Raw genomic sequence first — 13308 nt, 5'->3', positions numbered from 1 at the left:
GTCATAAAAAAGGCTCCCCAATTTTCAATACTGAGAAGCCTTTTTTATACATTTAATATGAAGCACACTATATATTAAGATCTCCCTCTTTACCTATATCTTCTGTCTCGCCTGTTACTCTCGACTTAAGCATTTTAAACAAGTTGACAATCATATTAGAGTTTGAATCCCAATAATGAGCATCTTGGGGAATAACTTTTAACAATTTAATATTTGGATCTTCTTTCCCTTTTTCAAACCAGCCTTCCATCATCTTGTTCCAATAACGATCTATCCTTTCTTGATCCCGCGAAAGACTCGCCTCGCCATTTATACTGAGAAAGGTATAATTTCCAGGATCTGCGTAAAACAAAGAAACTCTTGAATCTTGTGAAAGATTTGTAAAGGTTTCACTTTCTGCCGAACAGATATACCAAATGTTACCTTCTTTATCAACTTCTTGTCTACTCATCGGGACACCATGGGGATAGTCCGAATCTTTTGGAAAAGAGCACACTGTACCTACGTCAATCTTATCAACGATTTCTTTTAGCTTTTCTAAAGCGTCTTTATCACTTAAATTATTCTCTGCCATAATACTATTTTTAATAAAGAACAACGTCCCCTCATAAATCGTTTTCTATTTAACCAAATTCAGGCAGTATACTTTATACTTTACATAAAAGGGGACTATACTTTTTAAAATTAAAACACGTAATTCTACGCGCGTTATTTACTAACAATATTAGTATTTTTACCAATGTAAAAATGATGTATTGAATATGTTTGGATTTGATGATAAACTACAGATACTAGCGGATGCTGCTAAATATGACGTAAGCTGCAGCTCAAGCGGAAGTAAGCGAAAAAATAGTGGTGGTATCGGTGATTCATCAGCAAGTGGTATCTGCCATACGTATACCGAAGATGGGCGCTGTGTTTCCCTTCTAAAAATCTTAATGACTAACTTTTGCATTTACGATTGCTCCTTTTGTGTGAGTCGGCGCAGCAATGATGTGCAGCGGGCAGCATTTTCGGTTAAGGAAGTTGTCGAATTGACGATGAATTTCTACCGTCGAAATTATATTGAGGGACTTTTTTTAAGCTCAGGTATTTTTAAATCTGCAGACTATACCATGGAACGCTTAATGTTAGTTGTCAAGAAGCTTCGAACTGAAGAGCGGTTTAATGGTTATATTCATCTTAAGGCTATTCCTGGAGCAAGTGAATCTCTGTTAAAAGAAGCAGGTCTATATGTTGACCGTATGAGTGTAAATCTCGAAATACCTACTGAAGAAGGACTAAAACTTGTCGCTCCCGAAAAAGATCATCAATCTGTTCGCGAACCGTTGACAATAATTAAAAATGAAATCCAAAATCTTCAGCAGGACCGAAAAATCAATAAGAAAACACCTTTATTTGTGCCGGCAGGACAAAGTACACAAATGGTTATTGGGGCAACACCAGAGAGTGATTTCCAAATTATGCTGGCTGCAAATACATTCTATAAAGATTATAATCTCAAAAGGGTTTATTATTCGGGTTACATTCCTATAAATGCAACGGACTCCAACCTTCCTCAAATTGGAACAGCACCACCGCTGGTTCGTGAAAATAGACTTTATCAAACAGATTGGTTACTTCGATTTTATGGCTTTTCGCTTCATGAAATACTTAATAGTAAACATCAGGACCTCGATCTAGAAATAGATCCTAAACTTGCTTGGGCACTTCGCAACCCACAATTCTTCCCTATTGACATTAACACCGCTACCTATAATTGGATCATACGAATTCCGGGGATAGGAAGACAATCCGCTAAAAAAATAATACAGGCACGCAAATATGGAAAATTAAAAGAACAGCAAGTGCAAAAAATTGGAATAGCTTATAATCGAGCGAAATATTTTATGCTATGTCAGGATACATTGATCACTGCAGGCTTTCACTATCCGGAAAAGATCAGAAAATCCATACTGGAACATAATCCTCAATCGCAAATAAAAGAATCGAATAGCCAATTAACTTTATTTTAATGGATTATATTTTTGACGGAAGTTATTCCGGCTATCTGTGTTGCGTATTTGAAGCGTTTGAAAGGAAAGAGTTTGACAGCATTCCTAAAACAGGAAAAGCGACGGAAGTTACTCTTTTTTCGGAAAAACGACTCATTTCAACAGATAATAAAAAAGCCCAACGCATTCTTGCGGGCATGAAAAAAATAATTGGAAACCAAGGCACGATTTTTTTTTACCATAATTTTTTGTCCGATAATCAGATAGAATGGCTCAATGGATTTCGGCTGATTGTTGAATTATTTCGCACAAAACAATTGGATATACATAATTATGGTTATCCTCCTATACTTCGTTTGCATCAATCGATTAAAAAGATCAATCGGGAACGGCACCGTATGAAAGCATTTATACGATTTGTCAAATCTAATGACCATCTGTATACAGCGGTTGTTGAGCCGGATTTCAATGTGATTCCGCTTGTTGTACAATTCTTTAAAAATCGATTCGCAGACCAGTGTTGGTTAATTTATGATTTAAGGCGAAATTATGGCTTTCATTATGATGGAAATACTATTGTCGAAGTATCGCCAAATGAAAGTGATGAAATTCGAGATCCATATCAGCTAGAAGTGGATCTCGATCCTCAAGAAAAGGCTTATCAGCATCTTTGGAAAACCTACTTTAAGAGTACAACCATTGAATCACGTAAAAATCTGAAACTTCATTTAAGGCATGTTCCGAAACGTTACTGGAAATATCTAGTAGAAAAAATATAGCTTTCTAAGCATGTAAATATCAAATATTCGTCATCATCTTGATCCACCAAATAATTTGCTTACCAACCAAATTACAAGAGCAACAACCACTACAACTAATAGAATACCAGACCATACGCCGGCTTTAAATATACCTTCAATCGCTGCACAACTTGATACGAGCACCAATAAACTCGACATCAGTGCAAATGGAATTATCTTTTTCATAAATACCTGTTTTAATTATTAATCTAAAATAAAGACAATATTGGCCTGAAAATGTTTTACCGCAAACATGTTCAGGTTATTATTACTATAAGCTCGGGTCTAACTTATAATTTGATCGCATTTAATACCCAGATTATACGTACTTTTTTGTTAAAAAGTGAAAACTCTACGCAATTTATCGCTTAAAAATACGGGTAGCTCGTAGTTAGCGGATTTTAGGTATAGCATTTGATTCTACTTAACCAAATACAAATTAGTTAAGAAACAATAATTTAATAAAGATATGGACACTATCAACCAAAAAGCACAAAAAATGGGATTAGAAAAAGGCTATTATCTACTATTGATGGCTATTTTAGATTTACCTGCTGAAGAAGAGAAAAAATCCAGAAAGAAAAAATAAGTTTGAATCTCCGCCACATCAGTTATGGACGGATAAGAGATTTAAGTCAAAGCCTTTTCCAGCTATATGAAAAAGGCTTTTCGTATTTTTTTAAAAACAAATTATTGCTCCATTATTGGGCATAAAGATGATGCATCGCACTATTGTTCGGTCCTTGACAATAGACATATAGAATTTTAAAATTCGATTAAAAGCCTAAAAACGCGCCCAGGATCGCTTAACCATGATTCTAAAGCTAACTGTGCATCTTCTACACGATATACTCCTGTTATAAGCCGTTCTATTGGGCACTTTTTCATTTTCAAATAATGCATTACCGCTGCAAAATCTTTCGCTGTGGCATTGCGTGAACCTCTGATATCCAACTCTTTTTTGACAAAAAACTGTGTATCAAAAGGGATAGCTTCTTTCGCATAACCTATATATATAACCCGGCCTGTATACGCTGCGGCATCAATCGCCGCTAAATAGGTTTCCTTGCGTCCTACGGCTTCAATAACAACGTCAGCTCCCATGGAGTGCGTCAATATATCCAAGCTAGCCGCCAAGTCTTCCTCAGCGCTATTGATGGTAAATGTCGCTCCGAGACTTTTTGCCAACTCAAGTTTTTCTTTGCTCACGTCAACTGCTATAACGGTGGCACCCCGTAAAGCAGACCGAACAATCGCTCCAACTCCGATCATACCACATCCCAACACCAATACGATATCGCTGTCGGTGACATCGGCCCGATCAACGGCGTGGAAACCTACACTCATAGGCTCCACCAAGGCTAATTCTTTGGACGATAGTTGTCCACCCACAATGACCTTTTGTATTGGTTCGACAAGGTATTCTGTCATGGCACCGTCGCGCTGTACCCCCATCGTTTCATTGTAGCGGCAAGCATTAGGTCGATTATTTTTACATGCAGTACAAATACCACAGTTTGAATAAGGATTTACGGTAACTCTTGTACCAATCTTAATATCAGGTCCAACATCAGTCCCCAATCCAACTACTGTTGCTCCAATTTCATGTCCAGGTATAACCGGTAGCTGAACTAATGGATTCAAGCCCCGAAATGTATTCAGATCAGAGCCGCAGAAACCAACATAATCTATTTTTAAAAGGACATGTCCATCCTTAACGGTAGGCTGAGGAATATCCGTGATTTCCACACGTCCCTCTTTTACTATTTTTATAGCTTTCATTTATAAATGGCATCAAGATTTAAATAGCACTTGCGATTGTTATTGATCACAACAAAGCTCAAGCTCAAACTTAAGAGATTTACTGGCTTGAGATCTTTGATATTATGGTATAGCCAAAAATAATTATATAGAACGGATAAAGAAACTCCATTAACGATAAAAAATAACACGATATCGATGCAAGCGCAATGATCCACTACCATACTGCTAGCAACGAAAATAAAAAATTAGCAAACTAAATATCAAATACTTACATCCTGTTTTAGAAAGAGAAATATGTAAAAAAACGCTATATACAGATAAATCAACTATAACATTATCGATATTTACACTTTAAAAACGCTATTCTTTTTAAGAAAACGACTAATATTGTATCTAACTATTTCTTCTTCGCGTAATGATAAATAACGAAAATAATAAACTTGATTTTACACTATTGAACATTGGCTATGCGGAACATCAGGCGAATTGGAATTTCAAAGATATTCAGAGCCCTTTTGCGCGGATACACTATGTGTGTGAAGGAGAAGCATCAATAATTTTAACGGACGAAACCATCAAACTTCGGCCCGGCTATCTCTATCTCACACCTGCGTATATCCAACATAGCTACGCTTGTTCCGCTAAACTATCACTCTACTATATCCATATCTATGAAAATCCAGAGCTAAGATCGAGTATTTTCGACCGCTACTCCTTCCCGAAGGAAATCAAATCAGATCAGCTGTTAGCAACAGTCATTCAACACCTCTACGATTTAAATCCCGGTCGTGAGTTAAAAATGTATGATCCGAAAGGTTATGATAATTCAACAGAATTAATGAAAAACATGGCGCTGCAAACGGCGTCACCTATCGCCAGAGCAGCCGAAAACCAAGCTATCATTCATTTATTAATGAGCCGATTTCTAGCCGAAGCAACGAACAAAATACCACAGGTGGAAAAACGACTCTTGCGTGTACTAGATTACATAGACGAAAATATCCATCATCCGATCGCTATAGAACAACTTGCCAATCTGATTTTTATATCCAAAGATCACCTTATCCGACTGTTCAAAAAACACATGAATGCCACACCTGTACATTACATCAATCAAAAGAAAATAGAAAAAGCACAATTGATGATGTTAATCGATGAAGATAATATCCAACAATTGTGCTTTAAATTAGGTTTTGAAAATATCTCTTACTTTAATCGACTATTTAAAAAATTCACAGGTGAAACACCAATGAGTTACAAACGCCGAATAAGTAGATAAATCGTGCTTCACATCATCTACGACGACAATCCATCGATTGGTATAATGTGACCTTTCTCATCATATGTTAACTCAATAACTTTCATGCTTCTCAACCAGGTCTTTCCTCCTGAGGGAACTGAATCATGATAAAATAAATACCATTTACCTTTGTATTCCAAGATACTATGATGAGTGGTCCAACCGACAACCGGTGATAGAATTACACCCTGATAGGTAAATGGACCATATGGATTGTCTCCAGTGGCATAACAGATTAAATGACTATCTCCTGTAGAATAGGAAAAATAGTATCTCCCTTGATATTTGTGCATCCAAGAAGCTTCAAAAAATCGCTTTTCCGTGTCCCCATGTTTCAATGGCGTGCCATTTTTATCCAAAATGACAAGATCCTTTGGCTCTTCCGAAAATTCCAGCATATCAGCAGACAGCTTGACAACTTTTGGAGACAAAGCATCTTCGTGATCTTGAGGCAATTCATTGGGTGATATAATCTTATTATTTCGATAAAATTGGAGCTGCCCCCCCCAGATACCGCCAAAATACAGATAATAGTCTCCAGTAGTATCTTTAAATGCACAAGGGTCAATACTATAACTACCCTTAATTGGATGCTCCTGCGGAATAAATGGCCCATAGGGCTGACTTGCAACAGCAACACCTAGTCTGAAAACATCATTTTTATCCTTCATGGAAAAATACATATAGTACTTTTCGTTTTTCTCCGTCACATCTGAATCCCAAAGCTGACGACCAGCCCAAGGAATGTCTTTTACATCTAACACCTTACCATGATCAACCACATCCCCCTGAATATCCTCAAGAGAAAATACGTGGTAATCTCGCATATCAAAATGGTCTCCATTGTCATTTTCCGGTATTCCACTTTCTCGATCATGAGAGGGATAAATGTAAATTTTATCTTCAAAAACATGTGCTGATGGATCAGCCATATAATCTTTGGGATATAAATACTTGCTCTTATTCATGCTTACTATTTCTTTTTTTTTTGAGTTAATGAAGTAATATCTTTTAAAAAGGGCTTAGGCTGATAATTCCGGTCAAATAATAATGGATAGTCTGTACGTCCCGGAATAGGCCAACCGTTCTTCCATGAGTCTCCGTCACCAACACCCCACAACGTCACACGTGATATTTTATCCTTATGTTTGAGGTATAACTTAAAAAACGATACGTATCGTCTTCCCAACTCATCCATTTTCTTAGCAGGTAGCCCTTTTTCGTATGGATTCATCTCCTTGCTATAAGCATATTGCTCCCCAATTTCGGCGCCCATATTAGGACGAACATGTGGCAAAACCGAAATATCCATTTCCGTAACCATTACTTTCGCATCAAGTCCCGCAAATCCAAGTATAGTTTTTTCGACCTCATCAATAGGTGGATTATCCAGTGCATTGTGCTCTTGCATACCAATTCCGCTGACGCGACCACCCGCTGCTTTTACTTGACGAATCATTTCGATAATGCCCTTTCTTTTTTCTGGAACGGCGGTTGAATAATCGTTATAATACAACTCCGCATTTGGATCTGCCTCATGTGCAAATTTAAATGCCAATTCAATAAACTGAGGACCAATAATTTCGTAAAATTTGCTTTTGCGCCATTCTCCATTATCCAATATGGCCTCATTCACCACATCCCAGCCGTATACCCGTCCTTTATAGCGGGACACCACGGTATGAATATGCTTCTGCATGCGTGCTATAAGTACATCCCTGGACACCTCTTTTCCATTTTTATCAACAAAAAACCAATCTGGTGTCTGGGAATGCCAGATGAGCGTATGCCCAATAATCTGCATCTTATTTTTTTCGCCAAACAATACGAAACGATCCGCATCTTTAAAATCGAACACGCCTTCCTGCGGCTGCAGGAACATACTTTTCATACAATTTTCCGCTACAATAGAATTGAAATGTTTTTTGACGACAGCTACTGCGGCGGCATCCCGCTCCCAGATCTGATCAAGGTTTAAAGCCGTTCCGATAAAAAACTTACCTTCAAATGCCTCCTTTAAGGTCAATGAATCAGGTGCCAGCTTCAGTTTTTGCAAAGTAGCTGAAGCAGATAGATTTGATAGTAAGGCTGCTACAGCCACAACAATAGTTTTTAACATCTTCATGATTTAGTTTTTAATTAATAAGTATGTCTAGACTCTATGTCCTGATTGATTGCATCAATGGTACTATCGTCCAGTTCGTATTTGGAAATAACATACATGGCCACGACTAAAAGTATTGCTGGAATAATGGCTACCAACCATAGAATTCCCATTTCAGCACGTGCTGACTGGGCTGTTGCATTATCTTTATCAAAGTTAACATATGCTAGCACCAGCCCCGGCACGACACCTCCAAGGGCCATCCCAGCTTTGTAAAAAATACCGGTAAGCGCATTGACAATACCTGAAATACGCTTCCCGGTTTTATATTCGCCATAGGAAATGACTTCAGGAACGAGTGCCCACATATATCCCGTTGCAACAATTACTCCGGTCGACTTGATAAACTGAGCAGCCAGTACCAAAACAATATTTCCCTTGAGGCTTTCGTTTGATGAAATAACGTATAGCATCACCATTCCAAGGATTGCAATAGTCAGGAAGACATAGAACATCTGCTTTTTACCAATTGCCCGCTTGATGGCTGGCACTAAAGGCATAAAAATAAAAGCAGGCAAAGATCCTAATGCCATAAAATAAGGTAGCATATCCGGAGCATGTACATTATATATCATGTAGTATGATCCTGCCGAGTTACCGATTGCCATCATAGCAAATGCAGTAATGAAAAAAAATGCCAAAATACGCAAAGGACGATTATGCTTAAATTCTCGCCACAGGTCGGAAACCTGCACATTATCTGTATCTTTCTCATCCATGATGACACGTTCTTTTGTTTGTGAGAAGCAAAAGATTAAAAGAACTAACCCAACTAAAGCATAGATCAGCATCGTTGTAAACCAGGCTTCGGCAGAATCTTTCGAGTTTATCTTTCCATCTGGAGAGAAATACTTTACGATGAGTGGTACCCCATATCCAACAGCCAGACCACCCACGTTCGCCATAAACATACGCGTAGACGTTAGTTTTGTAACCTCATCCGTATCTCTGGTCAAGGAGGCATTTAAAGCGCCATACGGAACATTCACCAACGTGTACAACATCGATAAACCAACATAGGTGATATAAGCATAGGTTAAAGATCCCGAAAAGCCATTCCAAAAACACAAAATTGCAAATCCTGTCAGCGGAATTCCTCCCAGCACCAAATAAGACCTATACTTTCCCATGCGGGGATTTCTTTTATCAACAAATGCGCCTACGATGGGGTCCCATAGTACATCGACAATTCGAACAATGAGAAACATCACTCCTGCAGAAGCTGCAGAGATCCCATAAACATTGGTATAAAAAATCAGTAGATACATCGAAACAGTCTGGTAAATGAGATTCTGTGCGAGATCGCCAGCACCAAACCCTACGCGCTGCTTCGTTGAAAGCTTGTAAAAACCTCTGAAAGGCTTCACTTCTGTCATATTTTGGTCCATATAATTGGTTATTCGATTAGTTATATTACAATGGTAAAACTACAAGTAGCTTTTTTCCATTACCCATTACAAATGTTTTATATTCCAATAAAAATGTTTAAAAACCCACTTAACAAAGAATAAATCGATAAAAATCTTCATCGTAAGCACTGATCCCTTCCTGTAAAAAAGAACTTCTTTAAAAATAAATCTAACTGTCGCTATGCGGATAGCAGAAATGATATTATCAAAGATATTACGTAGCCTGAAAAATATAGGCTGCCCAAACTTTTTTTGGACAGCCCATTTCTACCTGCTATTAAACTGCTTAGTTTTTACCGTTTAATTCGTAGTATATTTTACCACATAGCTTTTTGTTTGCCCTCTATAAAGGCAATCAACTTGAGCGTAACCCGTCGGCGAAGTGGCTTGATTCACTTTAATCTTAACTTCAGGATTATCGGCGGTCGCTTTTACCAAAGGAATGTTTTTACTTTTTGCTTCCATCGGAAAGGAAACTTCATAAACATGATAACCAATAATACCGTTCTCATCCGTAGATCGTACAGGAATGGATGGTAAAGCTAGTTTGGTCCCATTTACTGTAATCGTGACCGAAGGTGGTATTGGACGTTCAATTTTTTTGTCTTTCGAACTAAATCCCAAGCCTATAAAATCGAAAAGCGGCTTTCCTTCCTCACCCTCAGCAACTAAAAATAAGGCGTGTTTACCGTCCAATTGATCTACAAATTTGGAAACGTCGACCGTAAATTGCTTGACTTCAGCCGCAGAATTCGCCGGAACAGAAATTTGGGCAATTCGCTTACCTTTCCAGGTTTCGTTATGCCAAGGGCCATCTAACCATACGTTGACCTTGAAGGCAGCTTTTGTTTTTGTCGTAATAAACACATTGAAAGCCGTTTGATTTCCAATTTTAGTCCCCTCAAAAGCTTTCAATCCAAACTTATCTTGATCCAAACCTCCAAATCCGAAATATTTAAAACCTGCAATATTTCCGTTTTTCATATTTGTCACCGGCATATGATTATCCCATACATCCCATGAATCCTGTTGCAAACTGATATCAGACAGGTAGCAAGCATATCCAGCCGAATAATACTGATAGGGATTTAATCCATAAAAATGAAATCCTTCCGATGTCACTTCTGCACCTTTATACTCTTTGCCCTGTTTATCTTTAATAGTCAAATTCTCTTGAAAAGGGTCAAACGCTCTTAGGGACACCATTCCGCCATCTTTAACACTTTTCTCATCCCAAGATACTTTGATAGGTTCAACCACCGCCTGACGTGCAAAGCCAAATCCACGCGGTGGTCTATGGTAAAATACATACCATTGTCCATTGATCAGTTCGATACTACCATGTGTGTTATGACCTGCATTGCTCGTTTCAATAGCAGATCCGTCCTTGTTTAAGACTGGAGCACGTGAATCGACTAAAACGCCGCCGCTCTTCCATGGTCCTAGTGGTGAGTCTGCTACCGCATAGCGCAAAGTGGAATTTGAACTTCCTACGCCATATTCCGGGCCGGAGTAACCACTATATACCGAAACATACTTGTTTCCCACTTTACGAATGGATGATGCTTCAAAAAAATTAAAGGTTCCCAAATCCTCACCTTCAAAAATATTAGGATAGGAAGTTCCTTTTGGATCGCGTAATTGGCCATATCGCGCACTTGCTGGCAATAAATAATTGATCACCTCCGTACCAGGCCTCAACGAATACATTGTTTTCTGATCCAGTTGTGCAGCCATAGAACGTTGGAATCCCCAAAAACCATATGCCCGGAATCCAATGTCAAAATCAGGATCTTGAGGGTCCGTAACGTATTCGATATAAATGGCAGGATCAAATCCTAAGATACTTCCAGGCAAAGTACGCTTGCCATCTTCAGTCAGATTGACAGGTTTAAAGGGACCATTAGGCCTGTCACCTTTAACAACCATCGCTTCACGGCCCTCACCTCTGCTATGAGGAAACAAGTAGTAATCCTTTTTTCCATCTTTTCGCTTAACCTCTACAAGATCTGGCGCATACATCACATCCCATTTACCATCGATCGCGTACGTAAAGATAGCGCCCTCGTCCCGCCAGCTGCTCAAATTCTCAATAGGAGCTGACCACATTCTAATGTCAGGCCCACAATAGCTGCTAAAACGTAAATCATGGGAACCAATGATGTAAGCACGATATTTCCCAGGCTGGTCAGGATCTTCGAAAACACGGGGTTCGCCATCCGGGAGATGCTCCCATAGCGGTAGATAAGGATTTCCTATAGACTGGTGCACAAACCCCTTACTAGGATCGTTGAGGTGGTTTTGCTGCTGCCCAAGTGCTGTTGCTGCTGATAAAATTCCTGTAACGGATAATAAAAATGCCATTGTCCGTTTTTTTAAGACAATATTTAGTCCCTTCATAAATTGAGTAAATTAATTTTTCTTAAATTGTTGAGTTATCTTGTATGCTGTTGCATTTTTTCCCTTGGCTCAAACTACTTTGCTTCATGTTAGTATGTTACTTTCCAAATTTCCAGCAATCGAAAAACAGGATATTTGACGGTGCCTTACCTTTAAAAACAAAATATAGATCGTGTAGTCCCGATACTTTATCGGACAGTGCTGTCTCAACTGTAGTCCATCTGTCATCTCCCCCCGTCATGGGCACCTGTATCGTACCTAACAACGCTCCATCAACCGCTCCCAAACGTACCTCCATATGGATACCTCCATTATGCGTCGTTCCTACCCGTGCAAAAAAATTACGTGCTCCCTCCTCACCAAAGTCAACATTCTTCACGCAGGTGAAAGCCCCATCTTTTTTTGCCTTTATAAAAACGCCCACCTTTTTATTTTGGTAGGATTTAACGTGCTCGGACCAAGCAATCGTTTCAGCCTGATGAAGTTCATAGGGATTCACTTTGCCGGTCGCTTGAGTAATTCCATTTGTCATTTTCGTTGGATCGATACTGCCGTCTGGATTAAAGTTCAGTTCTTGAACAGCGACAGACCGCGTAAAGCCTCCCCCTCCAGGTAAGGCACCATTATGGTAAAAGAAATAGGTTTTTCCTTTAAAATCGACAACGCCAGGATGATTTGTGAAGGCTTTTCCTTCCGCAGGCATGATTATACCACCGTACTTCCAAGGTCCCTCGGCTTTTTGGCTTGTCGAATAACCAATAAATTCTGGCAAAGGACCTCCCGGCCAAAAAAGATAATATAAACTATTTCTTTTATATAACCATGGCCCTTCCTCATAGCCCGTAGGCCGCTTCGGGTCGCCCTCCCTCTTTCCAAACGATGCTGCAGTCATCGGAACCTCAACAATATCACCTTTATAGGAGATCATATCTTCATTCAGCTTAACATATTTCAGCTGGGGGTTACCCCAATACATATGAGCTTGGCCGTCGTCATCAATAAACACAGTAGGATCGATATCTCCCCATTCGCTTTGCAGTAATGGTTTCCCCAAAGGGTCATAAAATGGTCCCAATGGGCTATCTCCTACAGCAACGCCGATCGCACCTCGATTGTTCACTTTGGAAATGACAGGTACATAAAGATAAAATTTACCATTCTTTTCAACACATTGCGCCGCCCAGGCATCACCTTTTGCCCATTCAAAATCTGTATAAGAAAGAATCGCACCATGATCGGTCCAGTTCACCATATCATCGGTCGAATACACACGCCAATTGTTCATGTTAAACCAGGTAGATTCTTCTTCATCCTGTGTAGTATAAAGATAAAGTCTGTTGTTATACACCAAAGGGGCCGGATCCGCAGTATAAGCAGTCTGCACAATGGGGTTTTGCGCCCTTAATTTACCCACCACAACGAAGAATAGGAGCAAAAATCCGAATTGGGATTGTATAAAAAAACGTTTCATCATATC

11 protein-coding genes are annotated in these 13308 nt (G+C 39.1%); 3 read left to right on the top strand and 8 right to left on the bottom strand.

Annotated features, from left to right (window positions below; genetic code table 11):
- Positions 1-67: 67 nt before the first annotated feature.
- Entirely contained in the window at positions 68-574 is a 507-nt protein-coding gene (locus tag B3139_RS18380) for a pyridoxamine 5'-phosphate oxidase family protein (RefSeq protein WP_293884989.1), read from the bottom strand.
- 187 nt (positions 575-761) lie between these two features.
- Between B3139_RS18380 and B3139_RS18375 the strand changes: the two genes are divergently transcribed.
- Entirely contained in the window at positions 762-2015 is a 1254-nt protein-coding gene (locus B3139_RS18375; RefSeq protein WP_293884988.1) for a putative DNA modification/repair radical SAM protein, read from the top strand.
- Positions 2015-2773, top strand: a complete 759-nt coding sequence (locus B3139_RS18370) for a TIGR03915 family putative DNA repair protein (RefSeq protein WP_209574953.1) — start codon at positions 2015-2017, stop codon at positions 2771-2773. Before B3139_RS18375 ends, B3139_RS18370 begins: the two co-directional genes overlap by 1 nt.
- A 33-nt stretch (positions 2774-2806) precedes the next feature.
- Here B3139_RS18370 and B3139_RS18365 read toward each other — a convergent pair whose 3' ends face one another.
- Both B3139_RS18365 and B3139_RS18360 read right to left on the bottom strand, forming a co-directional pair.
- Positions 2807-2980: a hypothetical protein gene (locus B3139_RS18365; RefSeq protein ID WP_209574955.1), complete on the bottom strand. Its 174-nt coding sequence runs from the start codon at positions 2978-2980 to the stop codon at positions 2807-2809.
- A 579-nt stretch (positions 2981-3559) separates the two neighbouring features.
- Entirely contained in the window at positions 3560-4576 is a 1017-nt protein-coding gene (locus B3139_RS18360) for a zinc-binding alcohol dehydrogenase family protein (RefSeq protein WP_293884987.1), read from the bottom strand.
- Between the two features lie 397 nt (positions 4577-4973).
- Between B3139_RS18360 and B3139_RS18355 the strand changes: the two genes are divergently transcribed.
- The gene (locus tag B3139_RS18355; RefSeq protein ID WP_209574959.1) at positions 4974-5837 is read left to right on the top strand and encodes an AraC family transcriptional regulator; all 864 of its coding nucleotides are present in this window, start codon (positions 4974-4976) and stop codon (positions 5835-5837) included.
- Positions 5838-5854: 17 nt separating this feature from the next.
- Here B3139_RS18355 and B3139_RS18350 read toward each other — a convergent pair whose 3' ends face one another.
- The 5 genes from B3139_RS18350 to B3139_RS18330 all read right to left on the bottom strand — a co-directional run bounded on the left by B3139_RS18350 (position 5855) and on the right by B3139_RS18330 (position 13305).
- Positions 5855-6826 (bottom strand): glycoside hydrolase family 43 protein, encoded by a 972-nt coding sequence (locus B3139_RS18350; RefSeq protein ID WP_209574961.1) that lies wholly within the window; start codon positions 6824-6826, stop codon positions 5855-5857.
- Positions 6827-6831: 5 nt separating this feature from the next.
- On the bottom strand, positions 6832-7983 hold the full coding sequence (locus tag B3139_RS18345) for an endo-1,4-beta-xylanase (RefSeq protein WP_293884986.1): 1152 nt from the start codon (positions 7981-7983) through the stop codon (positions 6832-6834).
- A 14-nt stretch (positions 7984-7997) separates the two neighbouring features.
- Complete coding sequence (locus B3139_RS18340; RefSeq protein WP_209574963.1) at positions 7998-9398, bottom strand: MFS transporter; 1401 nt, start codon at positions 9396-9398, stop codon at positions 7998-8000.
- A 333-nt stretch (positions 9399-9731) separates the two neighbouring features.
- On the bottom strand, positions 9732-11795 hold the full coding sequence (locus tag B3139_RS18335) for a hypothetical protein (RefSeq protein WP_293884985.1): 2064 nt from the start codon (positions 11793-11795) through the stop codon (positions 9732-9734).
- Positions 11796-11928: 133 nt separating this feature from the next.
- Positions 11929-13305: a glycoside hydrolase family 43 protein gene (locus B3139_RS18330; RefSeq protein WP_293884984.1), complete on the bottom strand. Its 1377-nt coding sequence runs from the start codon at positions 13303-13305 to the stop codon at positions 11929-11931.
- Positions 13306-13308 lie beyond the last annotated feature (3 nt).

This window comes from Sphingobacterium sp. UBA1498 (assembly GCF_002325125.1).
Classification (GTDB): domain Bacteria; phylum Bacteroidota; class Bacteroidia; order Sphingobacteriales; family Sphingobacteriaceae; genus Sphingobacterium.
The sequence above is the reverse complement of the archived record's forward strand: the minus strand, read 5'-3'. Positions and strand labels throughout refer to the sequence as shown.

Excerpts from the sequence above, each read along its gene's own strand:
- B3139_RS18380 (WP_293884989.1), bottom strand. The coding sequence starts at position 574 with ATGGCAGAGAATAATTTAAGTGATAAAGACGCTTTAGAAAAGCTAAAA.
- B3139_RS18375 (WP_293884988.1), top strand. The coding sequence starts at position 762 with ATGTTTGGATTTGATGATAAACTACAGATACTAGCGGATGCTGCTAAA.
- B3139_RS18370 (WP_209574953.1), top strand. The coding sequence starts at position 2,015 with ATGGATTATATTTTTGACGGAAGTTATTCCGGCTATCTGTGTTGCGTA.
- B3139_RS18365 (WP_209574955.1), bottom strand. The coding sequence starts at position 2,980 with ATGAAAAAGATAATTCCATTTGCACTGATGTCGAGTTTATTGGTGCTC.
- B3139_RS18360 (WP_293884987.1), bottom strand. The coding sequence starts at position 4,576 with ATGAAAGCTATAAAAATAGTAAAAGAGGGACGTGTGGAAATCACGGAT.
- B3139_RS18355 (WP_209574959.1), top strand. The coding sequence starts at position 4,974 with ATGATAAATAACGAAAATAATAAACTTGATTTTACACTATTGAACATT.
- B3139_RS18350 (WP_209574961.1), bottom strand. The coding sequence starts at position 6,826 with ATGAATAAGAGCAAGTATTTATATCCCAAAGATTATATGGCTGATCCA.
- B3139_RS18345 (WP_293884986.1), bottom strand. The coding sequence starts at position 7,983 with ATGAAGATGTTAAAAACTATTGTTGTGGCTGTAGCAGCCTTACTATCA.
- B3139_RS18340 (WP_209574963.1), bottom strand. The coding sequence starts at position 9,398 with ATGACAGAAGTGAAGCCTTTCAGAGGTTTTTACAAGCTTTCAACGAAG.
- B3139_RS18335 (WP_293884985.1), bottom strand. The coding sequence starts at position 11,795 with ATGGCATTTTTATTATCCGTTACAGGAATTTTATCAGCAGCAACAGCA.
- B3139_RS18330 (WP_293884984.1), bottom strand. The coding sequence starts at position 13,305 with ATGATGAAACGTTTTTTTATACAATCCCAATTCGGATTTTTGCTCCTA.